Annotated in this window: 24 protein-coding genes, 1 tRNA gene and 1 other RNA gene; 7 read left to right on the top strand and 19 right to left on the bottom strand. The window is 36.4% G+C overall.

Annotated features, from left to right (window positions below; all coding sequences use genetic code 11):
- Nucleotides 1–20: 20 nt before the first annotated feature.
- Nucleotides 21–1,208: a DNA polymerase IV gene (gene dinB, locus QZ407_RS06415; RefSeq protein WP_295768845.1), complete on the bottom strand. Its 1,188-nt coding sequence runs from the start codon at nt 1,206–1,208 to the stop codon at nt 21–23.
- 73 nt (nt 1,209–1,281) lie between these two features.
- Between dinB and QZ407_RS06410 the strand changes: the two genes are divergently transcribed.
- The 4 genes from QZ407_RS06410 to QZ407_RS06395 all read left to right on the top strand — a co-directional run bounded on the left by QZ407_RS06410 (nt 1,282) and on the right by QZ407_RS06395 (nt 3,421).
- A complete protein-coding gene (locus tag QZ407_RS06410) occupies nt 1,282–1,836 on the top strand; it encodes a 2'-5' RNA ligase family protein (protein ID WP_295768843.1) in 555 nt (184 codons plus the stop codon).
- Between the two features lie 88 nt (nt 1,837–1,924).
- An RNA gene (gene ffs, locus QZ407_RS06405) (signal recognition particle sRNA small type) lies at nt 1,925–2,023 on the top strand.
- Between the two features lie 128 nt (nt 2,024–2,151).
- Nucleotides 2,152–2,433, top strand: coding sequence for a GNAT family N-acetyltransferase (locus QZ407_RS06400; RefSeq protein ID WP_295768840.1), 282 nt, complete (start codon nt 2,152–2,154; stop codon nt 2,431–2,433).
- A gap of 16 nt (nt 2,434–2,449) precedes the next feature.
- Nucleotides 2,450–3,421, top strand: coding sequence for a YpdA family putative bacillithiol disulfide reductase (locus QZ407_RS06395; protein ID WP_295768838.1), 972 nt, complete (start codon nt 2,450–2,452; stop codon nt 3,419–3,421).
- Here the strand turns inward: QZ407_RS06395 and QZ407_RS06390 are convergent.
- The gene (locus QZ407_RS06390) at nt 3,397–3,987 is read right to left on the bottom strand and encodes a DUF6580 family putative transport protein (protein ID WP_295768836.1); all 591 of its coding nucleotides are present in this window, start codon (nt 3,985–3,987) and stop codon (nt 3,397–3,399) included. The two genes, QZ407_RS06395 and QZ407_RS06390, sit on opposite strands and share 25 nt — an antisense overlap.
- Before the next feature lie 168 nt (nt 3,988–4,155).
- On the opposite strand from QZ407_RS06390, the gene QZ407_RS06385 reads away from it, so the two are divergent.
- Nucleotides 4,156–4,893 (top strand): SRPBCC family protein, encoded by a 738-nt coding sequence (locus QZ407_RS06385; RefSeq protein WP_295768834.1) that lies wholly within the window; start codon nt 4,156–4,158, stop codon nt 4,891–4,893.
- A 67-nt stretch (nt 4,894–4,960) separates the two neighbouring features.
- On the opposite strand, the gene QZ407_RS06380 is transcribed toward QZ407_RS06385, so the two are convergent.
- From QZ407_RS06380 to rfaE1, 5 genes are all read right to left on the bottom strand, one after another.
- Nucleotides 4,961–7,264, bottom strand: a complete 2,304-nt coding sequence (locus QZ407_RS06380) for a sialate O-acetylesterase (protein WP_295768832.1) — start codon at nt 7,262–7,264, stop codon at nt 4,961–4,963.
- Between the two features lie 113 nt (nt 7,265–7,377).
- Nucleotides 7,378–7,459 (bottom strand) — tRNA-Leu (locus QZ407_RS06375).
- Nucleotides 7,460–7,562: 103 nt separating this feature from the next.
- Nucleotides 7,563–8,960 (bottom strand): undecaprenyl-phosphate glucose phosphotransferase, encoded by a 1,398-nt coding sequence (locus tag QZ407_RS06370; protein ID WP_295768830.1) that lies wholly within the window; start codon nt 8,958–8,960, stop codon nt 7,563–7,565.
- Nucleotides 8,961–9,240: 280 nt separating this feature from the next.
- Nucleotides 9,241–9,804 carry a D-sedoheptulose 7-phosphate isomerase gene (gene gmhA / locus QZ407_RS06365; RefSeq protein WP_295768828.1) on the bottom strand — a complete coding sequence of 188 codons (564 nt, stop codon included), beginning with the start codon at nt 9,802–9,804 and terminating at the stop codon, nt 9,241–9,243.
- 12 nt (nt 9,805–9,816) lie between these two features.
- The gene (rfaE1, locus tag QZ407_RS06360; RefSeq protein WP_295768826.1) at nt 9,817–10,764 is read right to left on the bottom strand and encodes a D-glycero-beta-D-manno-heptose-7-phosphate kinase; all 948 of its coding nucleotides are present in this window, start codon (nt 10,762–10,764) and stop codon (nt 9,817–9,819) included.
- A gap of 187 nt (nt 10,765–10,951) precedes the next feature.
- Here rfaE1 and QZ407_RS06355 point away from each other — a divergent pair, with 187 nt between their 5' ends.
- Nucleotides 10,952–12,640 carry a gliding motility protein RemB gene (locus QZ407_RS06355; protein WP_295768823.1) on the top strand — a complete coding sequence of 563 codons (1,689 nt, stop codon included), beginning with the start codon at nt 10,952–10,954 and terminating at the stop codon, nt 12,638–12,640.
- A 7-nt stretch (nt 12,641–12,647) separates the two neighbouring features.
- Nucleotides 12,648–13,541 carry a beta-1,6-N-acetylglucosaminyltransferase gene (locus QZ407_RS06350; protein ID WP_295768821.1) on the top strand — a complete coding sequence of 298 codons (894 nt, stop codon included), beginning with the start codon at nt 12,648–12,650 and terminating at the stop codon, nt 13,539–13,541.
- Here the strand turns inward: QZ407_RS06350 and QZ407_RS06345 are convergent.
- The 12 genes from QZ407_RS06345 to rfbG are packed head-to-tail and all read right to left on the bottom strand — an operon-like array spanning nt 13,531 to nt 26,350.
- Nucleotides 13,531–14,673: a glycosyltransferase gene (locus tag QZ407_RS06345; protein ID WP_295768818.1), complete on the bottom strand. Its 1,143-nt coding sequence runs from the start codon at nt 14,671–14,673 to the stop codon at nt 13,531–13,533. The genes QZ407_RS06350 and QZ407_RS06345 overlap by 11 nt on opposite strands.
- A gap of 50 nt (nt 14,674–14,723) precedes the next feature.
- Nucleotides 14,724–15,782 (bottom strand): acyltransferase, encoded by a 1,059-nt coding sequence (locus QZ407_RS06340; protein ID WP_295768815.1) that lies wholly within the window; start codon nt 15,780–15,782, stop codon nt 14,724–14,726.
- Entirely contained in the window at nt 15,779–16,318 is a 540-nt protein-coding gene (locus tag QZ407_RS06335) for a serine acetyltransferase (RefSeq protein ID WP_295768813.1), read from the bottom strand. The genes QZ407_RS06340 and QZ407_RS06335 overlap by 4 nt, the downstream gene beginning before the upstream one ends.
- A 1-nt stretch (nt 16,319) precedes the next feature.
- The gene (locus QZ407_RS06330) at nt 16,320–17,390 is read right to left on the bottom strand and encodes a glycosyltransferase family 1 protein (protein ID WP_295768811.1); all 1,071 of its coding nucleotides are present in this window, start codon (nt 17,388–17,390) and stop codon (nt 16,320–16,322) included.
- Nucleotides 17,391–17,393: 3 nt separating this feature from the next.
- Nucleotides 17,394–18,644, bottom strand: a complete 1,251-nt coding sequence (locus tag QZ407_RS06325; protein WP_295768809.1) for a hypothetical protein — start codon at nt 18,642–18,644, stop codon at nt 17,394–17,396.
- A 5-nt stretch (nt 18,645–18,649) separates the two neighbouring features.
- Complete coding sequence (locus tag QZ407_RS06320; protein ID WP_295768807.1) at nt 18,650–19,804, bottom strand: glycosyltransferase family 4 protein; 1,155 nt, start codon at nt 19,802–19,804, stop codon at nt 18,650–18,652.
- A 14-nt stretch (nt 19,805–19,818) separates the two neighbouring features.
- Entirely contained in the window at nt 19,819–20,724 is a 906-nt protein-coding gene (locus QZ407_RS06315; protein ID WP_295768805.1) for a glycosyltransferase family 2 protein, read from the bottom strand.
- A gap of 24 nt (nt 20,725–20,748) precedes the next feature.
- Nucleotides 20,749–21,771, bottom strand: coding sequence for a glycosyltransferase family 2 protein (locus tag QZ407_RS06310; RefSeq protein WP_295768803.1), 1,023 nt, complete (start codon nt 21,769–21,771; stop codon nt 20,749–20,751).
- A 3-nt stretch (nt 21,772–21,774) separates the two neighbouring features.
- Complete coding sequence (locus tag QZ407_RS06305) at nt 21,775–23,136, bottom strand: hypothetical protein (RefSeq protein ID WP_295768801.1); 1,362 nt, start codon at nt 23,134–23,136, stop codon at nt 21,775–21,777.
- Nucleotides 23,137–23,140: 4 nt separating this feature from the next.
- Nucleotides 23,141–24,391, bottom strand: a complete 1,251-nt coding sequence (rfbH, locus tag QZ407_RS06300) for a lipopolysaccharide biosynthesis protein RfbH (RefSeq protein ID WP_295768799.1) — start codon at nt 24,389–24,391, stop codon at nt 23,141–23,143.
- Nucleotides 24,372–25,274 (bottom strand): NAD-dependent epimerase/dehydratase family protein, encoded by a 903-nt coding sequence (locus QZ407_RS06295; RefSeq protein ID WP_295768797.1) that lies wholly within the window; start codon nt 25,272–25,274, stop codon nt 24,372–24,374. Before QZ407_RS06295 ends, rfbH begins: the two co-directional genes overlap by 20 nt.
- Nucleotides 25,262–26,350, bottom strand: coding sequence for a CDP-glucose 4,6-dehydratase (gene rfbG / locus QZ407_RS06290; RefSeq protein WP_295768794.1), 1,089 nt, complete (start codon nt 26,348–26,350; stop codon nt 25,262–25,264). Before rfbG ends, QZ407_RS06295 begins: the two co-directional genes overlap by 13 nt.

The following is a 26,350-nucleotide window of genomic DNA, read 5'->3' as shown; positions in this document are numbered from 1 at the left end:
AAGTACCTCATAACACCACGCTACACGGTTGAATGAAAGGGATTAAAGTTGCGCTGTGTAATTTCCATACCGGCAGCCCTGCAAACGGTTTTATTTCCAAATTTAAAGTTAATACTGTCCATTGCCTTATATAGCTTTATCTGCTCCTCATTATCTTCAAATAGATTTATTTGATAGCTGCCCGAACATAGCTGACTTAGTTTCACGCCAATCAATCGTATAGGTCTATGCTGGTTCCAGGCGCGTTTTAGTAAGTTTTTAATTCCTGGTATTAAAACATGCTCGGCAGATGTTAGCGCAATTTTCTCTTGCAGGGTATGCGTTTCAAAGTTTGCATAGCGTATTTTAATAGCCAGGCATGAAGCTAACTTATTCTCGCTTCGCAGCTTAAATGCAAGCTCTTCAGTCATCGAAACTAATATTGTTTCTAATTGACGACGATTGGCTGTATCTTCATGAAAGGTATGCTCTGTTGAAATAGATTTCCTGTCGCTGTGCGGAATAATCTCGCTGTCATCAATACCATGGGCTTTGTCCCAAATGTATTTGCCCGCCTTCCCAAACAGGCTTTCAAGGAAGCGAACATTAGTTTTTTGCAAATCGCCTATTTTTTCGATACCATAAGTGTAAAGCTTTTCGCAGGTCTTTTTACCCAGCATAGGTATCTTGCTGATGTTTAAAGGCGCCATAAAGTCAACCTCACCACCATGAGGCACCCTGAGCTGTCCGTTTGGCTTAGCCTGATTTGTAGCCATTTTGGCAACCGTTTTACACGATGCCATACCAAATGAAATGGGTAAACCCGTATCACTAATTACCCTTTGACGAAGATCAGTTGCCAGTTGATAAGGATCGTAAAAACGATCCATGCCGGTTAGGTCGATATAAAATTCATCAACTGATGTTTTTTGATATAATGGAACCGAATCATGAATAATTTTTGTGACCTCGCGCGATGCTTCTGAATATCTGCCGTGGCTACCTTTCAAAAATATAGCATGCGGGCATAAACGATATGCTTTACTGCTGGGCATTCCCGAATGTATGCCAAACTGCCGCGCTTCATAACTACAAGAGGCAACCACTCCTCTATCTTTTGAACCGCCGATAATGACAGGCTTTCCAATAAGTGCCGGGTTTAAGCGACGCTCAACAGAAACAAAAAACGAATCAAGGTCGATGTGTACTATATGCCTGAGGTTTTCCACAAAACAAAGTTGAAAAAATAATTTGACTATTTGCTAAAAAAGTTAGCATTTTTGAGCATCAAAATTCATGGCTATGACCGATTACAAAGATTATCTGTTTCTCTTAGAACCCTCAGAAAATGTAAAAAATCAGATTAAACACTATAAGCTTAAAGCATGTGAATATATCGGTACGTATCCGGGAGTAAAGGGTACTGCACATGTAAGTTTATGCTATATCGAGAGACAGAAACCGCACATCGTTAATACAGCTATCAATACTTTCAGGAACAAGGTATACGGCATGCCGCCGGTTAAATTGCAGGTTGAGGGCTTTAACTTTTTCTTACACGGCAACAACAGCGCTACTATTTACGCAGCAATTAAGCCCACTCAAAAAACCGATAATTGGTTTACCCTTTTGTACAAACAGCTAAATGTAAAGGCTGCCATTACGCCGCACATTACTATTACGAAAGGTATTCCTGTTAATGATTTTTATAAGCTGTGGCCACATATTCGCTCTGTAGACTACAAGGATAGCTTTGTGGTTGATAAGCTTACCATATTGGCACGCGAAACTTTTAGACCTAATGCCAGGTATGAAATTTATGAACGCCTTGACTTTAAGAACCAATTGACCTATTGATTTTATTTTTACAGATTGAGCATCAATTGCTTAACAACAACTTTACAATTATTTACTTAAAACACGTAAAAATTTCTACTTTTGTGACGGGTAAGTCTTTTACGACCAGCTCCTCTTGAACTCCCCCAGGGTGGGAACGCAGCAAGGGTAGAGAGTTGAGCGGTGCGATAGAAGTAGCTTACCCATTTTTATTTTCTCTCTTTTGCGTTTTCTGCACAGCTTGTTTACCGCCCTACTATCATTCCAATATCATTATAAAATTTAGCCACAGCGATTTTGCTTATTTAAGCGTTGTTATGTTTTAACTTACACGCAATGGAAATAAAACATCATACCACAGGCGACGACGGAATTTTTTATATTGATGAGCAGGGTAAACGCCTGGGCGATATGCGTTATATGCTGGTGAATAGCACTGAAATGGACATCTACCATACAGAGGTTGATGCTGCCTACGAAGGCAAAAGCCTGGGTAAACAGCTTATTGAAGCCGGAATAAATTATGCACGCCAAAAACATTTCAAAATCATTCCTTCTTGTACATTTGCCAAATCAGTACTTACCGGTAATGACCAATTCAAGGATGTGCTGGTGTAGCTGGTAAAATTATAGTATGCTTGATATTGTTATTATAGGCGGTGGCCCCATTGGCCTGGCTTGCGGACTCACGGCACAAAAGGCGGGATTAAGCTTTGTTATTATTGAGAAAGGAACGTTGGTTAATTCGCTTTACAATTATCCATCTACCATGACTTTCTTTTCAACATCAGAAAAGTTAGAAATTGGTGACTTTCCCTTTTCAACAACGCATGTAAAGCCTAACCGGGCCGATGCACTTGAATATTACCGCCGTGTAGCATTAGCTAATAACTTGCCTTTAAATTTATTTGAAGAAGTTTTGACGGTAAATAAAGCAGACCATGAGAACCCCGCCTATACCATTCATACTTCCAAAGGCAGTTACCAGGCAAAGCACATTATAATTGCTACAGGTTTTTATGATATTGCCGTAAACCTCGATATACCCGGCGAAAATTTACCTAAGGTTAAACACTACTATAAGGATCCGCACTTTTACACCTTACAGAAAGTGGTAGTGGTTGGCGCAAGTAATTCATCTGTTGATGTAGCTTTAGAAACTTACCGCAAGGGTGCAGACGTAACCATGGTGGTACGCGATAGCCAGATAAGCAACCGCGTAAAATATTGGGTACGACCTGACATTTTGAATCGAATTGAGGAAGGAAGTATTAAAGCTTATTTTAACTCCAATTTAAAAGCAATACGGGAACGTGAGGTTGATATTGAAACACCAACCGGTATTGTAACCATTCCCAATGACTTTGTAATGGCCATGACTGGTTACAAACCTAACTTTGACTTTCTAAGAAACATTGGAGTCAACTTGTCTGCCGATGGTAGATATATACCGCAATACAATCCTCAAACCATGGAAACCAATTTACCTGGCGTTTATCTTGCCGGAGTAGTTTGCGGCGGTATGGACACGCACCTGTGGTTTATTGAAAACTCAAGGATTCATGCCAAAATGATTATTGATCATATTTGTGCGCCACTAACCTGAGCAGAGGTAAACCTATTTTTAATTAAAGCATACCCACCAAACAGAACAGCGCCAAAAAATGCATCGGCTAATAGCATGTTGCGTTCAAATGGTATAGCCATTAATAACGATTCACCGTAACCTAACAGGCCTTTATCATAATAAGAACTATACAACCATGGCTCAATATCGGTTAATAACCAATGTATTGCCACGCTTGCTAATGATGCCAACAGCACATTTGTAACGTTAGCTTTTTTAATTAAGCTTCCTATAAATATCATGGCAATTAAGCTACCGTACAGCCAAAGTGCACTGTTTCCATACCACAAAACAACCTTATTCATGTAAAGGTAGTTTACAAATACGTCGGTAACAAAAAGTGTAACTATTGATACTAAACCCGCCTTCCACTTATCGGCAAAGTAAGCGCCGCCAAAAATGGCCATAGCACCCATTGGCGTAAAATTACTCAACAAAGGCACATAAAAGCTTAGCAAGCGCATAGCACCGGTGGTTAATACCGAAGCTAAAATAATCCATAACAGTTGGGGTATGCTAAGTTTAATTTTTTGTATTGATGACATGTGCTTGTTGTATATGGAGGCAAAGTTATCAAAAAAATCAAATACCTGCTTATTGGCTATAATTGCATCAAATAGGCTACAAAACCCGTTAAAGGAAATTAAATTTCAGTTAACGAAAACTTAAATATTTGCGCCATGTTTACATAAGTACCTATAAAAAACAATGTTATGGCAACTACAGCAACAGAAAAAAAACCGTTGATAGAAGGCTGGACCGAAGCCCCAATAAATTTAGAATGGCCTGAACGCTATGTTTCAATAGCAGCAGGCTTGAAGTTTTCGTTATCGGGCCTTGCCAATATTTTCAATAGTCCGTTTACCAGCATACTAAAGATAGGTGCAGGTGGATATTTAATTAACAGAGGCATTACGGGCCATTGCGAGGTTTACTCGCGCGTTGGTAAAAACAGCACCGAACCGGTTAACGTAAATATACGCACATCATTCACGGTGAACAAACCTCGCCAGGAGGTGTACGAGTTTTGGCGCCAGTTAGATAACCTGCCTAAGTTTATGAAGCACCTTGAAAGCGTTGAGGTACTTGATAGCAAACGCTCGCACTGGGTGTTAAAACTACCGGCTAATGTAGCTACCGTTAGCTGGGATGCAGAAATAGTTAATGACGAACCGGGCTACGCTATTGGTTGGAGTTCACTACCAGGTTCTACTATTGATAATGCCGGCAAAGTACGTTTTCGCGATGCTGAAGATGGCAAAGGTACACTAATAGATGTTGTAATAAGCTATTTGCCACCAGCAGGTGGTGTTGGTACAGCGTTAGGCCATGTATTAAACCCGTTATTTAAAAAGATGGTAGACGATGATGTACGCAACTTTAAGCAGTATATTGATATAGATGAAAACCCATCAGCTATAACCAGTCAGCTGCACAGCGCTGTTGTATAGTCAGGCATTCTCATTAAAAAAAAAGAGGTCTGCGGATAAGGTATCGTGCAGCCCTCTTTTTTACTTTTTAACGGTCTTTACCTTCTAGTTCAAGCATTTTTTCAGCATATCTTCTTCCCAATTCATCGGCCGATGGACCACTGAAATGCAAACCATCACCTTTATGATCCAAGCCGTCTGATAATACTACTGCTGTGTTAGATACTACCTGAGGTAACTTCACAATCTCCATATTAAAATCGTAAAACTTATTATTGAATAGTCCTAATTTACCCGCCACAAAAGGCAATTCAGGATTTTTAACTAATTTTCTTATACGGCCAATTAGTTCGCTCAGCTGGGCAAGATAAGTTCCAACGCTTTGCGGACTGGAGTTAGCTTCGCCCTGATGCCAGATAACGCCTTTTATGGTGCCTTGCTTCATTGCTGCTTCAATTCTGGCAACCGCATCATCGTAAGGATGTGTTTTAGTAACTTCGTCATAAGCGCCGGGCATCCATTTTTCAATTGACGTGCCGCCAACAGCGCATGGCACCAATCCTATGGTTACACCAGGATAAGCTTTCTTCATTTCTATACCAAACATAAGCCCGGGCCCCGCTCCTGCCATTGAAGGCTTGTCGTAATGCAAGGGATGATGAGCTACAACCCAATCGCCATCTTTGTTTAATACCAGCACACTGTCGTTATGTTCTTGCGCGAGTGTTCCGTTTACCACACCACGGCCCGCCATGTTAGACTGGCCCATCAACAAATAAATTTCAAGTGGTTTACTCTGCCTAATTGGTAAGGTTGGCTTACTTTTCAATCCTGTTATTTCGTTTTCGCTGACGCTATTACTTAGGGTATATACTTTACCCAACCCCTTGAAATCATTACCATACAAATTCACCTGTTTAATGTTGCCGCTTAATGACAGGTACGCAGCAACGCTCGGTTGAACAACTGATTGGCTTATAAACACGTTTTTGGTGTCGCTCATTTTAATTACCGATTTTGCGTCCGTCACTTTCGCATCAAGCTTTTGAATGCGGATCCCGTCAACATCTTCTGTTAATATTGCCGGCCGGGCATCAGTATTTATGCTACTCAATACCAACCCCTTAATATTTACGTTTTTGGCATGTCGCAAATTTATGCCGTATGCCGATGTTACGCCCCAATTAGAATATTCAGGATAAACTGCGGGAACCTCGGGCATCACCACTGCTGCATCGACAGGCAGTCCGCCACCCGCAAAGCGAAGTTTTATATTATTTAAACTGATACCAGTTATTGGGTTCATCGGCATTCCTGATAGCACTACGCCAATCCGTTCATCCGCTGCATCTTTAAAATAGCGGGCACGTCTATCAGGCTTCCAATAGCCAATGCTATCAGCAGTAATATTGCTTAGCTCAACATTATACAGCGAACCGCTTTTGTTTCCGCTGCGCTTACCAAGTTTCATAAAAATTGCACCATTCACCTTATTCATCGTGATGTTACTTATCCTTATATTGTTCAGCGTTCCGCCATCTACTACCTCTAACGCCAAACCTGATAAGCGTGTATCATAAAGCTTGCAATCGGATATATTAACGTTGGCGAAGCCACCAACGCTTTTAGTGCCAAACTTAATTGCGTTTGACTGGCTGCTCACCCTGCAATTTTTAATGATGACATCATTTACGCCTCTTTTACTGTCACTCTTCAGGCAAATTGCGTCATCTCCACAAATAAATTCGCAGTTTAAAATAGTAGCTGTATGACAATCGGTTAAATCAATTCCATCATTATTGGCCACAACGTTGCTAAACACCTTTATGCTTTCTGCCTTAATGGAGTCGCAATTCTTAATATCTATACTCCAATGTGCGCTGTTACGCAATGTAAAATCTTTAAGAACCACATTTGTGCAATTATTGAACACAATGCAATTGGGTCGGCCTGGTAAACCATTTTTCATGTCGGCACTGTAAAAAGTGTCAGCTTCGCCTTGTCCATTTATACTACCCGTGCCGGCAATACCAATATTTTGCTGGTTAAATGCACAAATAAAACCACGACGCCCAAGTGCATTGCTGGCATCGTAATCAACCATTTTTGCACTTCCTTTTAAAACAGCAAGCGGAGAAAGGAAAAGAGTGACATTTGATTTAAGAAAGATAGTCCCACTCAAAAACTTGCCATCAGGTATGAGTACATCTCCCCCGCCCTTTGATGCGCAAACGTCAATAGCTTTTTGAATTGCCTTGGCATTATCAATAAATTCGCTTTCAACTGCACCATAACTTTTGATATTGAACACATTTTGAGCAACGCACACTGTGTTATTTGCTGCACAAAAAAATATCAGTAGAGCTACATAAAACTTTATATGAGGTTTCATAAGGGTCAAGCCATTAAACGCTTAGTCATAACGCAAAATACAGTAAAACAAATAAGAATTATTGGGGTGGCTAAGAAAAAAAGAAAGCCGTTAACTTATCAGTTAACGGCTTGTGCGGAAGAAGGGACTCGAACCCCCACGCCTCGCGGCGCCAGATCCTAAGTCTGGTGCGGCTACCAATTACGCCACTTCCGCGTTATTGAGGTGCAAATATAGTGTTATCTTATAAAACTTAAAACTATTTTTTACACTTTGATGGATGATGCTGATTTATAGCTAATTATTTTTTTTAATGCGCCTAAAAAGCATTTTTATCCCCTTTTATTGTTCCATAGAAAGTAAGGAAAATAATTTTTAAATCGAGTAAAAACGACCAATTTTCCAAGTACCAAACATCTGCCTGTACGCGTTGCAGCATATCTTCGGTAGTTTTAGTTTCTCCACGCAGGCCGTTGACCTGTGCCCAACCTGTTATTCCGGGCTTTAAAAAGTGCCTCACCATAAACTGATCAATAAGGCTTGAATATTCTTCGGTATGCTTTAACATATGCGGACGAGGACCAACAACCGTCATATTACCCAAGAGCACGTTGAAGAATTGCGGCAACTCATCAAGATTGGTTTTACGCATAAACGCACCAATTTTAGTAATACGTGCATCGCCCCGAGTTGCTTGTTTTGAGTCGGAATCAATATTGACCTGCATGCTTCGGAACTTGTAGCAGTTAAAGGCCTCATTGTCGCGGCCAGACCGGCGCTGAACAAAAAATACCGGCCCTGGTGAAGTTACTTTAATGATGATAGCCAGTATTGGCATCAACCAGCTAAATACAAACACAATGATGAATACCGAAAACGCAATATCAAACAGGCGTTTAAAAAAGCGGTTAAGCATGTTTTCTAAAGGCTCGGGCCTGATTGAAATAACAGGTATGTGACCGAAGTTTTGTACAAAGGTAGGTTTGTGCGTATAGTAAAACTCAGGTATAAGTTTAAACCTGATGAGGTTCTTATCGGCATCCATCATCAAGCGTTCTATCTTGGTTGCCTCGCTGTTGGGAAGCGTACAAAAAATCTCATCAACCCGGTTATCCTTTACGTATTGAATACATTCATCAACACCGCCTAAATACAAATCGGGGTCTATTTCATTTACCCTGTCTTCAAAAAATCCAACAATTTTATACCCTCTTTCAGGATTTTGAGTAATGAAGTTGTATAAATCGTTACCTATGCGCCCACCGCCAACAATAACCACTTGCCTGAAATCGGTTAGCATGGCCCTATCGCTACGACGTATTGCCAGGAAAACAAGTTTCCAAACACCAAGCAAGAACCCAAATAGTGCGAGTGAATAAAATAGGTACTGCCTTGTTATTGAATACGCTTTAGTACCGATGATGATTAAAACTGTAAAGCATATTAAGCTTACAAATAACAGGTATGTTTTAAAAACCCCTCTGAATGTTTTAATGGAGTCTTTATTCAAAACCTGCTCGTAAAAGCGGGTAATGTTAGCAGATAGTAACCATATTAAATTGAAAACCAGTACGATGGGTAAGTAATTTTTGTTATTAATCCAAATAATGTATGATTTGTCAACGATGATATAAGCCAGTATCATGCTTACATTCAAAATCACATAATCAACAGAAAGATTAATGGCTTTGATAAAGGTAGCGTATCTGTGACTCATATAAATATTGTGAAAACATCCGATTGCCGAACAAGCAGTTCGCTAAATTAGTACATTAAATTGTATTATCAGCTTCGGGCAATAAACTTTCTTATGTAATTAATAATTAAATAGCGTATTATTAAGATTTATTTTAAATAAAAATATCTCAAATTAAAAATCTCAAAATACGCTTGATTAAGGTAGCTATTAGAACGGCTCAGGCTCGTGCAAGCCACTTATGGTAATATTGAATTGAATTAACCTTATTAATAATATAACCATAAATTAAGTCAGCAACTTAGCTGTTGAGATCTATTCCCTCGCAAATAATGTGGCCTATGGTGATATGCATTTCCTGTATACGGGCTGTTATTTTAGATGGTACTATCAGGTTTAAATCACAACATTCGTTCATCTTTCCCCCATCATTACCAGACAGACCTATAGTCGAGCAACCCATTTGCCTTCCTAGTTCTAAAGCTTTCAAAACATTCGGACTATTTCCGCTTGTTGATATGCCTATCAACACGTCGCCCGCAACGGCCAAACCTTCAACCTGGCGTTCAAATATTCGATCGAAGCCAAAATCGTTACCTATTGCCGTTAAAGCTGAGGTGTCTGTTGTCAAAGCAATGGCCGGATACGAACGCCTGTTTTTAACAAACCGTCCAGTAAATTCAGCTGCAATGTGTTGTGCATCCGCAGCACTGCCACCATTACCAAACAGTAAAACTTTTTTGCCATTGTTCAAACAATCGATTACTACCTGGCAGGCGTCGCTGATTTTATCTGTCAATACACCTTGTGTTTGCTGCGCTACATTTATATGGCTATTGAATATATCTTGTATAACTTGTTTCATAAGCAATGGTGCTTAATTAATTTGTGCATTAATTTCATTAATAGTGGCCGTTGCGCTTCCAACTTTACTTACAACCACTGCCGCTCCAAAGTTGGCAAACTCGCAAGCTTCAGGTAATGAGTAACCCGATGCAAGTGCAACGCCTAATGATGCCAGTACCGTATCTCCTGCCCCAGTAACATCAATAACACCTAAAGCCTTGGTTGCAATAACCGTTAGTGTATTATCTGTAAACAATGCAATTCCATCTTCAGATAAAGTAACTATTACACTTTCACAATCTGTTATGTCCTTTATTTTACGACAAGCATGTTCAAGGCTTTCCTGATCTTTTATTTTGATACCGGTGGCTAAACCCGCTTCTTTACGGTTGGGCTTAATAAGCGTAGCTCCTTTGTATTTTGAAAAATCTATCCCCTTTGGGTCTACCAAGATTTTTTTACCGGCCTGTTTGCCAATAAGCATAATTTGCGAAAGCAATGCTGGTGTTAGCAAGCCTTTATTGTAATCAGATACCAGTATAATGTCATAATCATCTACAACGGCTTTCAGCTTATTTATAATGGCCTGCTCCACCACTTCACTAATGCCATCGGTTACCTCTCTGTCTAATCTTATTAGCTGATGCTTTACGGCTAAAACACGTGATTTAATGGTTGTACACCGACTATCATCATGTACAAGTCCTTCGCTTTCGCTGCCTGCTTCTTTAAGCAGTTGTTTAACGCGTTGCGCATCTGCATCGTTGCCCACAACTGATAGTATCTCAGAGTTACACTGGAGTGCATTTATATTTTTGATTACGTTTCCGGCGCCTCCCAGAGTATGTGTTTCATGGGTAATCTCCACAACAGGGATTGGTGCTTCGGGAGATATGCGATTGCAATCGCCATAAATATAATGGTCGATCATTAAATCGCCAATTACGAGAATTTTTACCGAGGTGTTAATTTTATACATTTAAAATAAGTAAGCCAAGCGAGGTTCGACTATTTAATTAAAACAGCCGCACAAGTTACATGTTTATGTGTGAGCTTAACATTACAAATTAAATTTGGTTTACTGATACCTCCATTAATTACTTATGTGCACTGGCACTACCTGAGGTATGAACAATGTTGGCTATATTTGCCCCGCATCCTTAACTATGAAAAAACACAGATTTATCTTATTAGCAAAGTTTTTTGTTGCCACTGCGTTCACTTTTAATGCAAAAGACGTTTGGGCACAGGCAGAATATCAACCATACAGTTATCAGTTTTATCAAAAATTAAGCGATTCGGTATATTCTACCAACAGTAAGTTTCACAGTTCAATAAAGCCCTACATTATATCTGAGCCTACGCTATATTCAAAATACAAATCGTTAATGGATTATGGTGTTGATACAACTGTGAAACATAGTTGGGTTCATCGTAAACTTTTTTATGAGCACCTAATTGATATTAAACATGAAGATTACACCTTCTTTGCTGATTATTTACCTGATTTAACCATTGGCCGCGATTTCAGTAATTCAAAAACTACATGGCTTAACACACGAGGCTATCAGGTAGGCGGAACCATCGGTAAAAAGTTCTATTTCTATTCCAGTGGTTATGAAAACCAGGCAGTTTTTGCCAATTACTATGACACTTATGTAAATCAAACGGGTATAGTATCGGGCCAGGCATATGATAGGAAGTATGGCCAGAACCGCACAAAAGATTGGTCGTATGTAACGGCATTGATGTCTTTTACACCATCAAAATACATCAACATTGCCTTCGGCCATGATAAGAACTTTATAGGTGATGGTTACCGGTCAATGTTATTGTCTGACTTTAGCTCGCCTTACACATTTCTAAAATTGACTGGCACGTTAGGTAACGTACGCTACATGACCATGTGGAGTTATATGCAAGACCCACGTTCCGCTAAATTAAGCTATGAAACTGGCAACAGGAAGAAATGGGGTGTGTTTCATTACTTAGACTGGAATGTAACTGACGGTTTATCATTAGGTTTTTTTGATTCCATTATTTGGGGAGACACAGATGACGCAGGCAACAAACGTGGATTTGACTTAACCTATGGTAACCCGATTATATTTTTGAGACCATTAGAAGCTGATAACGGCTCGCCGGATAATGCATTGATTGGCTTCAACGGTAAATATGAATTTTCAAACCAATTAATAGCATATGGGCAATTTGCCTTAGATGAATTTGAAGCCAGTAATTTTTTTTCAAACAAAGGTAGTTCACGTAATAAATACGGCTGGCAAATTGGTGTACGTGGTACTAATGTTTTTAATATTAATCGCTTAAATTATTTAATTGAGTACAACGGAGCCAAGCCGTATACATATGCACAGGAAAAATCTATCAATAATTACGGGCAAAATAACGAGCCACTTGCTCACCCTTGGGGAGCTAATTTCAAAGAGGTTGTTGGAATGTTAAATTACAGCTATAAGCGCTTTGATTTTTCGGGGCAGCTTACCTATGGCCATTATGGCCTTGATGCTGATGGATTAAATTGGGGTAAAGATCCTTTTCAAAATTATTTGAAACCGGCTAGGTATGATGGTCCGCTTGAAGACTTTGGAACGCGATCCAGCGGTACAACAGTTGGCAATTTCATTGGGCAAGGCCTAACAACAAATATGCATTTGGCACAAGGAAAAATCGCTTTTCTATTGAACCCTAAATATAATCTAAGGCTGGAGTTAGGAGGTATTTACAGAAAAGAAACTAATAATAGGTTAAAAGTTGAAACCACAATGATTACATTTGGACTACGTAGCTCTTTTAGAAACATTTACGAAGATTTAGCCAGTAATAGGGCACAATAATTTATTTATGCACCAAGCAATACTAATTACTGCTTATAAAAACATCAGCCATCTGATTGATTTTGTAAACATTTTCAGGTCTTATGACAACTTCCACTTTTACATTCATATCGATAAAAAAAGTGATATTGATCAATCAGAGATACACAACTTAAACGCTTGTAATAATATTAAACTTATATCAAGGGAATATGTAGTAAACTGGGGAGGAATTAATCACTTAAAAGCAATCCTATTGTTAGCTAACGAAGCGATCAAAGATAAACGCATAGAATATGTTCATGCGGTTAGCGGACAAGATTTTCCCGTAAAAACCGGGACGGAAATTACTTCTTATTTAACTAATAACAAGGGTAAAGAATTCATTGTGAACTTTGAGCTACCATTCCATGATTGGCCGGGGGGAGGCATTAATAGGGTAGTGCATTATAATTTATATGATACGTTTGATGCATCATCACGTTTTCAGAGAAAAATTATAAAGCTTATATCCCTTGTTCAAGAAAAATTAAACATCAAAAGGGCCTTACCAGCAGGATCTCCTAAACTTTATGGAGGTGGCACATGGTGGACTTTATCAAAACCATGTTTGGAATATGTATTTGATTATTTAGAACAGCATCCACAGTATCTAAAAGCTTTTAATTACACCTTTTGTTCGGAGGAAATTTTCTTTCACACTATAGTGTTGAACTCACCTTTCCGAGAAAATGTGGTTAATGATGATTTAAGATATATAATTTGGGAGCTCCGTAACGGAAGTAGGCCAGCAAATTTAGATGATTCAGACTATGAGCCCATCATGAGTTCAAACAAAATTTTTGCCCGTAAATTTGGCACTTCATCATCTCAAAAGCTATTACAAGACTTTAAGCAGCACCTTTCATCATCTAATGATTAGCTGTTTTAATGCTTTTTGATTCATTGAATTTCCTCTTTACAAACTCTTGTATGTGTTTTACAAAGTGAATTTCATCGAACCTTTTTGCATGCTCTCTTATGAATTCTGGATCAAAGCTTAATTCTTCAAATTGTGTTATTGCCGAGCTTATGTCATCAACATGTTGATTTTCAAAAAATAGGGCCGTTGCTTGCATAGCATTATTATTATAAGGAATCATGGTATCAATAACACCACCTTTACCATAAGCAATAACTGGCCTTCCAGATGCGTTTGCCTCTAATGGAGTTATGCCATAATCCTCATGTTGAGGAAAGATCAACGCCTTACTTTCTGCGTAGGCTTTTGATAACTCTTCTGCATTGAGGCCTTCGGCAAAGGTAATATTTGTGTTTGCCAATGCCCTGAGCTGTTTTTTCATGGACCCCTTACCTACAACAAGCAATTTCTTTTCTGGCATTTTATTAAAAGCCTCTATAACCAAATCAACTTTTTTATAAGACTCTAATCTGCTTACCACTAAATAATATTCAGGAATTTTGTCTGATATATAAAAATTGCTGCATTTAACAGGAGGATTAATAATAGTTATGGGGTTTTGCGGTTGATACGCTTCTTCAATACGTGGTACAACTTCTTTAGCATTTGTTATAAACCAATCGGTTTTAAGAGCGCTTTTCTTGTCAATTTTTTTTAAAATATTTACTACCAGGCTGTAAAGTTGCCGCTTAAGTCCCTTAGAACTTGATATCTCCCCATACGAATTTGGTCTCCATGCTAACCTGAAAGGTGTATGGCAATAGGTAATAATTAAAGCATTCGGTTCTGTATCAACATACTTAGCGCAATGTGTAGTAGATTGAAGTATGACATCATATCCTTTAACTTTTAACTGTTGCATAGCCATAATTCCGAATGGAAAAAAAAAACGTTTTAAATTATGGGCATCGTGCACAAATTTATTGAACCAAGAGGTTATTATATTACAGTTTTTAAACTCTGCGTAAGTTTTATCACGATTGTAAGCTAATGTGTAAATAGGCGCTTCCGGAAATGCTTTATGAAAACTTAATACGACTTGCTCAGCCCCACCCTTACGTATAAGTTCATCTTGTACTATTGCTAATTTCATTTATAAAAATATATTTTACAATATAAGCAGGAATAATTCATGCGATGTAATTATAACTTTGCAATAAAGTTATTGTTATAATACCTGGCGGCTTTTTTACCTAAACGTACAAACGCATTTTCAATAGTGATGAAGCACAGAAATGCAAATAATATAGAAATAAGTATGCCAATTAATGCAAAAGATATTGGGCTTGAAATTATTGGAATTTTTTTTAAAATCCAAGGAGTAATCATCAAAGCAGCAATTGGATGCAATAAATATAATGAATAACTTATTCGACCAAAAAACAAAAGAATTGTATTGAACCAGTTTTTATAATTAAAAATCAAAAACATCTCTAAAGCAAGTACATAGGATGTAAAATACTTATACCACTTTTCATTAAATCCATAATCCTTGTTATAAGCTAGAAAACATATTGGTAACAAAAAACCAATAAAGAGTGTTACCACCTTAAATATTGCTTTGTTATTGTTGTTGTGAGTATGCAAATTTCTGATTATCAACCCAATGAACATTATTGATAAACCAAGTGGTAAAGCTACAGGAAGCTTTTTATCCATGTAATACCTTAATGCAGCCATTATCAATGATACGATAAGTAAGAAAATCGTTGCATTATATATAAATACAGGCTTTTCCAGTTTGTTAAAGTAAAACATCATAGCACAAACCGCATAGAATATCAGCTCGATCTGTAATGTCCAATATACGCCGATTAAATCTTCAATACCCAAAAACTTTTGCAACATAGTCAAATTACCCAACAACTGTATTAATGGCGGCATACCTGCAACGAAAACGAATAGTAATAATGAAAACCAGTACGCCGGATAAAGCCTGAATAACCTTGAAATAGCAAATGTCTGTAAGTTTTTTCCTATTAAACTATAAGGAATTACATAACCACTAACAAAGAAAAAAGCACCAACTCCAATTTTACCAAAATTTAAAAAGTCAAGTATCAAATAGTTCAGTGTCGTTTTTATATTACCATTTATTTCTGCTGGAAATGTAACAATCAAAGTTTCCCAAATGTGCATTATCATTACCATTATAGCAGCCACTCCTCTTAATGAGTCTAGCCATTCTACACGTTTTGTCATAAGGTTTTAGTAGTTTTAACCGTTATTAAAGGCTCATGGCATTTAACTATAGAGTTTATCGGTGCATCATGAGTTAGTACTACATTTGGCCCAATCAAGGAATTATGCCCTACATTAACCTTGCCTATAATCTTACAGCCAGCTCCCAACACACAATCTGCCCCTACAGTTGGGAAACCATCATCGTTTGTAAGTTCAACTATTTGCTTTCTTCTACCTAATGTGACTCCATGATAAAGTATACATCTTTCGTGTATTACAGCGCCTTGACCGATAACTAATCCAACCCCATGAATTATAATGATTCCACCGTGTAATGTTGCCTTGAAATCAATATCAATAGCGTACGTAATTTGTACTATACGTGTCAATACAAGTGGAATAATCGGAATGCGTTTATGAAACAAGCTATGAGAAATTCTGTAAAGCAAGACTGCGTGAAACCCCCGGTTAGTTAATATGGCAGAAACAAAAGAAACATTAAATCTATCTTTTAAATAATTTAAGTCCTGTTTAATTAATTTTAACGTTGCCATATTAATTGCCCTTAATTAACTTATAAAGTTTATCAGCTGAGTTTTTCCAGCTAAAACTTTTTGCAATATTAAGATAGGCTTTCTGAGCCATTTTATTTGCTTCAACTGGGCTTAAATTAAGCAGGCCTTTTAACGTGTCAGCGATATTGTTAGTATCATACGGGTCAAAAAAGCAAGCATCACCATTCGCTACTTCTATAAATACAGGTATTTTTGAAAGTAAAAGCAGGCATGCATTACTGGCAGCTTCAATTAAAGGCACTCCAAAACCTTCGTATAGTGATGGATTTACCAATGCTTTAGCCGAAATATATAATTCTTTTAATTCCTCATCTTTGCACGAATGTTTCCATAAAATCCTATTATCTGAATCCAACTTTAAATTTACATGATTAAACATTTTGGTGTTTTGCTTACCAACAATTATTAATCTTGCTTCAGGATCTTCAATTTTTGCAAATGCAGCTAACAGATTATCCAGGTTTTTTCTGGGTTCAATTGAACCTACAAATAACAGAATTTTGCTGTTAAAATTTTTATTATCAGGGAAGCTGTCATTTCTAAATACTTCCGCACAAGCATTGTAAATAACTTCAATAGTGTTTGTCCCTATCCCTTTGACATATTTAAATATTTCGGCTTTCGCAAATTCACTCACTGTGATTATATATTTTGAAGTACGCAAAATAGACGGTATCAAAACGGAATAATACAATCTGACTTTTCTAGAAAACCATTGTGGATTAGATTTGTAAGACATGTCGTGTACGCACGTAAGCTTATTGCGCCATAAAATAGGTGCGCTATTACAGAAATTTAGCAGAAGCATGTTTTGCTTAAGGCACAAAGGTAATACAAACTGTTCCCAAACCAAACCTTCACCTGCTCCCTCAAAAATAAAATATTCTTTAAATAAGTTTTCTGTTTCTTTAGGCAGTGTATCTTTGTAGGACTTAGGAACAATTATTTTTACATTACTATCATTAGCAATTAATTCCTTAGTTATCTCATACGCAAATCTCTGCACACCAGTTATGCGTTGCTTTAGAAAACGCCCATTTATAATAATCATTAATCAACTAATTTTAAATCTATACATGTAAAATAGTAAAACCAGCATAGGTGGTATAGAGAAGATTGAGAGAGTAAAGAAATTTATTATAGTGATAAATACACTAACAAATAATACTACTACAACAGACTTAATAACCATTGAGTTATGTTCTGTTAACCAAAATTTTGTGTATTTAAGAAAAAAACCTGATAGGAAACCGGATATCAAGCAAAACATAATAACTCCCGGCCATTGAAAAGATACATATCCCCATAGAGGTGTGGGCAACCTTAATCCTCCAGAGGCAATCTCATTTATATTCATGTCTGGAGCAATTACATTTAATGTATACACTGTCGGATTCCATTCATAGTGCCCAGGTATCAAACCACCATACATAGTACGTCCATATGTCCACTTGGGATGCTTTGTGAACATATCTAAAAACTGCAACTGATCATTTATATCTGGTGCGCTTTCGCCTATTACTTGCCAATATCCGTTTTCACTCTTTGAATCAATGTTTTCAAACTGCCTAACACCAATCAAATAGTAAAATATGGAACTGAATAAATAAATGCTTACAATTACCCCTAATAAAATTTTGAAATGAAACTTGCTTTTGAATGACAAGACCAATGCAATTGCCATTACCAAACCTGTAAATGCCGGACTTCTAGACAAGGATAGAAACATAAGCCCTATGGCTACCAAAGTGGCATGCAAAAAAAATGGAATACGCTTATTATACCAAATAATTGAAGAAATAGGAATTATAGTAGACAAAATATAAAATGATGCACGAAATAAACTTGCTACCCTCAAATATGGTTCTTGATAAGCGCCCCTAAAAAATTTAGCTGAGATTGGATCGGAAGCAAACATTGGCACGAAACCCATACCTGCATAACTTAATGCAAGGCATATTATGCCAGTAATAAGTAAAAATTTAGTTAATTGTATTGCCCTTTTTTCATAATCTTCTGTACTTAAAACATCAAAAGAAAGTTTGGTTCTTTTAACTTTTCGGTTAAAGCCTAATAATATGCCCATTAAATAGCATATAGCGCCCGTAACTAATATTTTTACATATAAAGTTACTATGCTATCCGGATAATTCTTATAAACCTCCAGTATAATGGCCGGCACAAAAGAGGATATGAATACTGCACCTACAGTTAGATGTGTAACTACATTAAATCTACTGGGCCAAACAATATAATAGCCTGCTCCAAATATGGTAAGTGAAATAAAAATAAAAATTCCGGTCACTTGTATCAATTAGCTAATAGTATATTATACTGTTTAATCATATTTTTTATGTTAAACTTATTTATCACCTGACTTCTCGCTGCCAGTTTGATTTGAACAAGTTGGTGATAGTTATTAATTATGTATGACAGCTTTTTTTGAAGATCGACTTTATTTTCGGCTTCAAACAAAAAACCGTTAATACAGTCGTCTATTATTTCAGGCGTTCCACCTGTAGCTGATGCTAATACAATTTTTTCGCATGCCATTGCTTCATATATTGTTGTGCCCAAAGGTTCGCTGCCTTCAATGTTACTGTTACTTATAATTACATCACAACCGTTATAAAACTCTGTAATATTGCTGATATGCCCAATGTATTTTATGCCCGGTTGTCTAACAGCATTTTTGACTTTTATACAGTATTCCGGATAATCGTCGGAGAATCCACCTGCTAAAATTAATATCGAATTCTTGTTAGATTTGTATATATCTTTAAAAGCTTCTATAAGCTCTAACTGCCCTTTACGTGGAGCAATTGTAGCAGCTATACCAATAACCACTGTATCACAATCAAAAAAGTTAGAACGCCTGAAGGTATCACGAAGATTTTGATTAGGGGTAAATTTCTCAATATCTAATCCATTATGCAAAACCGTTAATTTAGGATTGTCAACATACTTCAGTTTGACCGCTTGTGATACAGCCAAGGTATGATCGTAAAATTTAACGCTCAGTTTTGACATCAAAGTATCTACTTTAGAGTAATATGACAAATCATGATCACTCCAAATCCAGGTAACGTTAAGAAACGGTTTCAATATAATTATTAATGGCAATAAATATGAGGCCGGTACGACGGTATTTGCATGAACAACATCAATGTTATTTCTTTTGATGTACTTATAAACTCGATAAGAAACAGAAAAGTAATTACCGATTGCTTTTAAGTAGAAGCCGAAACTTGAGGAATTGCTTCTGTTTAGTTTACGTAATCTATCTATTAAATGTATAGAGTAAGGCTTGTTTAACTTGATTAATTTGTGTGCAAAATCTCCGGGAGATATAAAAAGATGACTATCAATATGTACCGCATTTGAATCAATAAGTCTTTCTATCACAATCTCTGCACCAGATGCTTTTTCTCCGCCGAATATATATAAAATAGATTTTTTAGGCATTTTGTGATAAATACTTAAAGCCGCTCAATTTTGGGATTGAAAAACATACTATTAAACCCTGACTGAAACACAGCTTTAATAAAAACAAATTTGCTGTCTCGCCTTTTTACTAGTATTTTAAAAGACGTATATAATATTTTAACAAACAGCCATATAGTATAGTAAAGTAGACCTTTATCTCGTTTTATCATGAAAAGTTCGTTTCTAAGGCCATATTTATATTTCCAAATATTTGAAGCCGATTCAGTATAAAAATTTGGGCGGTAGTTTTGAGGGGTTTTATGAACGACTATGCTATCTTGACAATAAAACCCTAAATATCCAGCCTTCGTGATACGCTGAGTGTATTCTAAGTCATCCCCCCATATAAAAAAATCTTTATAGGGTAAACCGATCTTTTTAATAGCGGCAATATTGATTAATACTGAAACAAATGAACACGCTTCAGTAAGTAGTAAATTATAATTATCGTATTTTGTAAATGGAACAGTGTTATTAAAGTATGGTTTAATATCCACAATGTTCATATAATGCGGATTTCCATCCGACCAAACGCACTTACTACCAACGAAACCTATTTTTTCATTCGGTAAAGTTGACACTTTTTCGACAAGCTTTTCTAATGAATTACTGTTGCAAATTGTGTCATCATCCATTAACCACACCCAATCAACATTTAAAGAAGCAGAGAATTTTACTCCTGTGTAGAATCCGCCCGCTCCGCCCGAATTAGCTTGCTTAATTACATATAAATCGGTTTGAAGACCAAGCCATTCACTTGTGCCATCGGTACTACCATTATCTACCACAACTATCCTGAAGATGAAGTGTGTTTGAGACCGTAATGCTTCAATCGCTTCCTTCAACAAGTTTAACCTGTTGTAGGTAACTAATACAACAGCTACATTTTGCATATTCATTGACCTAAAATGTTGATTGAAAAGCTATCTAATGAAAAGATTGAACGAGGCTACATCTTTCGAATGTGCTTTTTTTTGCATAGCATTAGTCCTTAATGCCAATTTAAGCAAAGCTTTATTTTTAAGTAAACGCTTTACTATATTATACATTACCTTCTCTTTTGTTCTATTACTCCTAAACTCTATCGTGCGAGAATATATTTGGTTTAAAATATAAAGATGATATTCGTCAATTAAATCTACATTTAATTTCACGCTCTTTAATATTGAAACAAGTATATGGGTAAATGTTACGAATAACGTATTCATTTTTATACCAAATGTTAAATATTCTTTATTACTCCAGTTCAGTGGCAATTCAAGCAAAGATGTTAGAGTTAAAGTGATCTTAACATTAGACCATTTTTGTTCAACATCATAAATAGGTTTATTAGTTACAATATACTTTTCAGAAAAAACAAATACTTTATTATTGCTAATGGCAACCAAGGCAGGGCTAATTTGCGATGCCATGCTGTATGCTGACCAGTAAGCATACCTTATATACTTTAGGTACGATTGTGTATGATAAACAGATGTTGATAGGAATAACCAATTACCAAAAAAATCCATTTTTGAAACTAGGCTGGCTGTACTATCAACAATTATAGGAACAGTGCGTTCAACCAAATTACAATTTGAATTAAAATTGAAACCTATCAAATCCTGATCTTTATAATATTCAATATCTGATAATATTTTTTCTACAGCATTTGAATCAACCTCATCATCATCACCTAAAACCCAAGTATATTGTGCTGTACTATATTCAAAAGATCTTGCGAAGTTAGCATCAGGCCCAATATTAACTTTATTACGATGTACTGTAATATTGTATTTATCGAAGTTTTCTATTTCATTTAATAAATGATCAACTACGTTAACGTCTGAACTATTATCTAATATTATTACAGAAACTTTATCATTAAGTTGTGGAATAATGGTTGATACTGTAGCCAATATTTCATCAGGCCTATTATAAGTAGGTATTGCAATTGTTAAAATCATAATTTATTCTTGAATAATTACATGCCACTCGCGTTTTTTTGTATAGAATACATAGGCAACCCAAGGTAAGCTAATTAATATTGTAATTAGACAATAGCCAATTGTAATTCCTAAAACTCCGTATAAATGCCCGAAAATAAAAGTCGATAAGGATGTTAATATCCCCATGCCTATAGAATAAATGAGTAGTGGCTCTGTTTTATGACATCGTAAATAGGCAGCCCAAGAAAAAATTAATTGGTATAAAAACATTGCCGAAGTAAGTGCTATTGTTGGAATTATATCCAAAAATCTGTCATTGTAAAATATGTTATAAAGTTTTAATACAATGATTATTAAAACAAACACTAAGCTCATTAAACCATTTATTGACATTAGACTTCGCAAGGTTTCATTGAACATTTGATCTAATTTAATATATTGTTCTTTAGCTATTAAATTAGAGAACAATGGTATCTTGGTGTTAATCCAGCTCATTGACAGTGCAGAAATACCATTTAACACTTGTAGTGACATTCCCATTTGACCAGCCACTTTGGCACCCTCAGTTGCAAATAATACAGGATTAAACAGCTGAAACATGAAGTAACCGCTTATCCAGCTTAAAGCTATACGCCATTGATAAGGAAGTATTTCTTTGGTATAGTTAATTATCCACTGAGTCTTTAAATGCCAAATATGTTTAAGAAGATAAAATCGTTTAGATAACAGTATTTGAATGTAGTTGATCAAGATAGCACATAATGAAGCCAATGCTGTGGAATACAACTTTAAGCCTAAAAAGAAAAACAAAAACAATAGGCCTATATAAGCAGCCTTTTGTATAAATCTTACCTTAGATATGTCTTTTACAGCACCTATGCCTTCAAAATATGCTAATAATGGATCTATAAACAAATTTAAACCGGTCGATAAACTTAAAATAATCCATGGTCCCTGCCAGTTAACATTTATATTATGGTTGTAACTTTTAAAAAAATATAAACCTATGGCAGTAAGAGAAAAAAAAAGAATCACACTTATCAATGCAAACCACTTTACACAAAAATGTAACAAGGATGACAATCGGGATTTATAATAATCCTCCCCTTCAAGGGTGTTGTCATCCGTCCAGTTTAAGTGGGCGAATTCATGTGCAGCATACTGGGTAATTATACCACTGAGTCCTAACTCAAAAAAAACATGTATTGCCAGTATACTTGCAAAGGTGTAATAGTATCCTTGCTCCTCAGCAGATAAAAATCTTGTAATAAACAAGATGGATATTACTCCGCCTCCTGCCTGTAATACACGACTTAACAGAGTATAAGCTATAGCACCATCAATACCAATCTTAAGAGATAATTTACGTATAAATTGAAGCACCTTGCTACTGTAAATATGATTTTATTATATCTTCTATATAGTCATAGTGCTCTTCATCCAACCCTGGCCATACACCCAACCAAAAGGATTGGTTCATTATAATATCTGTATTCCTAAGATCACCAACAATACGATGTTTGACATCTACATAAGCAGGCTGTCTTAATAAGTTTCCAGCAAAAAGTAAACGTGTACCGATTTTATTCTGTTCAAGATGCTGAACTAGCATATGCCTGTCGGCGGCATCCCCATCCCGTAAGGTCATCAAAAAACCAAACCACGAGGGATTGCTGTTTGGAGTAGCTTCGGGCAAAATAAATATATCTTCAAATTGCTGCATCCTTTCATATAAAGCTTTATAATTTTGACGGCGCTTTTCTACAAAACGGTCTATTTTATTAAATTGAGATACGCCTATAGCAGCTTGCATATCCGTAACTTTTAAATTAAAACCTATGTGAGAATAAGTGTACTTATGATCATAGCCATAAGGTAATGATCCTAACTGTTGAGAAAACCTGCATCCGCAAGTATTATCTTTTCCTGGTTCACAATAACAATCCCTGCCCCAGTCACGAAAACTCTCTGCTATTTTAGACAGTTCTGGGTTGTTAATTAACACAGCGCCTCCCTCACCCATGGTAATGTGGTGTGCTGGATAAAAAGAAAAGGTTGATATATCGCCAAAAGTACCTGTTTTTTTGCCATTGTAAGTTGCTCCTAAAGAGTCACAATCATCTTCTACAACCCACAAATTGTATTTTTCAGCTACGCGCATCACTTCATCAAGGTTGAATGGATTACCTAAAGAATGTGCTATCATAATAGCTTTAGTTCGCTCTGATACCGCAGCCTCTATCATTTCAGCCTGAACGTTATGAGTAGCAATATCTACATCAACAAACACAGGAATCGCACCAAATTGAATGATTGGATTAACAGTAGTTGGAAATCCGGCTGCCACGGTGATAACTTCGTCACCTGGCTTAATAGCTCTATTACCTAATTTTGATGATGTCAACGTGTAAAAAGCAACTAAATTGGCTGAAGAACCGGAATTGACTAATAAACATTTAGGTGCATTAAAATATTTTGCAAAATTGAGTTCAAACTGGTTTGCAAATCTTCCTGCTGTTAACCAGCCATCAGCTACAGATTCCATACAAAGAAGCAAATCATCTTCTTCTATTATTTTTCCAGTTACTGGTATATACTCTTTACCAGGTATAGATCTTTTAAAGGTTTTTAACTGCATCTTTTTTTTGTTGATATGCTTCAATCACATTTATAATAGCTGTTTGTGTATCTATTGCAGATTTCCAGCCGGTTTTAAAAAATAATTTGTTGTTAGCTATTGATTGCTTGATTTCTCCCGATCGAATAGGGATTGCACCAAAATTTAAAATAGCTTTCGATTTTGTTAAATGGTGAATTTTTTCTACAAGCCCTCTTAAACTTAATGATTGGCTAGTACCAATTTCGAAGTCTTCAAAATCATCAAAAATGCTGATGTTATTAATTATACTTATATAAGCGTCTACTACATCAGCAACATATATAAAATCTCTTTCTTGGGTACCTACGGTTAGGTCAATTCTTTCATCATTGCTCAGTAATCGATTTATAATATAGGGAATAAATTTATCCTCCGCATCATTCTCCCCAAATACATGCTCCAATTGCATATTTATAATGCGAGTTTCTCCCGTAAAGTTTTTTAAAATATCTTTAAAAATCTTTTTTGATTTACTATATCTGTTCAGATATAAATAATCATCAGTTTTAGAAAAGAAAGTGTCTGTATTAACAAACGCTTTAAGCCCATGCTTCAAACCTGTTTCAAGCAAATCTAGAGGGAAGAGCACGTTACTTTTAATTATATCATGATATGAGGCATTTTTTCCATATTCTGTAGCAGTATGTATTATGGCACCTATTCTATTTTTCTGAAATAAGTCGCTAACCTCGTCGGTATAATAAACGGATACATCATTTTTCAAATCTTCAATACGCCATAATGATGAAGAATGCCTTATAACTATTGAAACCTTAAAATTAAGCTTAACTAATTTTCTCAAAATATGGCTACCTACAAAGCCCGTAGCACCCGTTAACAATATGCTGTTTATATTGCCCATTCAATGTTTCTGGTTATAGCGTATTCAGTATACTGCCTTATTTGACTTTTACGGTTCTGAAGAATATCACTATTATTTAAATCAGCTTTATAACCGTCAACAGTGAACTTTACAGTTTCTTGAAAAGTTAATACAGGGCGCCAGTGCAATTGATTAACTGCTTTTGAAATATCTAATTTAAGAAAATTAGCCTCGTGCGGACGTTGCAAATCTTGTGGAGTATAATAACCTCCTTCAGGAAATTCAGTAAGTATTGAATCTATGAGATCTTTTACTGAATAATTTGCTGTGTCTTCCGGCCCAAAATTCCAGCCCCCAACATATTTTTTCCCTTCCATGAATAACTTTGATGCTAAACTCAAATACCCGCTCAAGGGCTCCAGTACATGTTGCCACGGCCGCGTTGCATATGGGTTTCTTACCATGAGTTTATGACCAGCTTTAACAGATCTAAAGTAGTCAGGTATTATACGGTCAGCAGCCCAGTCACCTCCTCCAATTACATTACCAGCCCTTGCTGATGCAACAGAACAACTACTGTCTGTATTGAAAAAAGATGATATGTATGAATTTGTAATTAGCTCTGCACAACCTTTAGAGGCACTGTATGGGTCTTTACCTCCCATTGGGTCATTTTCACGATATCCCCATACCCACTCTTTATTGTCATAACATTTATCACTGGTAACATTAACTGCAACTTTTACTGACGCTGTTTTTCTAACTGCTTCAAAAAAATTCACAACACCCATTAAATTCGACTCAAAAGTATTTACCGGATCAGAATATGATAATAACACCAATGGCTGTGCCGCTAAATGAAACGCAATATCTGGTTGAACATCTTCAAAAAACGTTACCAAATTTGCCAGATTTCTAATGTCACCGGTTTCATGTTTTATATAATTTGCGAGATTTGATGTAACAAAATTATCATCTGCTGAAACAGGGTCTAATGCATAGCCATAAACATCCGCTCCTAATTCTTGGAGCCATATTGACAGCCAAGAACCTTTAAATCCAGTATCTCCAGTAACTAATACCTTTTTGCCTTTATAAATATTTCTAAAGCTCAT

Origin of the sequence: uncultured Mucilaginibacter sp., from assembly GCF_913773635.1 — a bacterium.
Classification (GTDB): Bacteria; Bacteroidota; Bacteroidia; order Sphingobacteriales; family Sphingobacteriaceae; genus Mucilaginibacter.
Note: the sequence above shows the minus strand (reverse complement) of the source record. Positions and strands in the feature narration are given on the sequence as shown.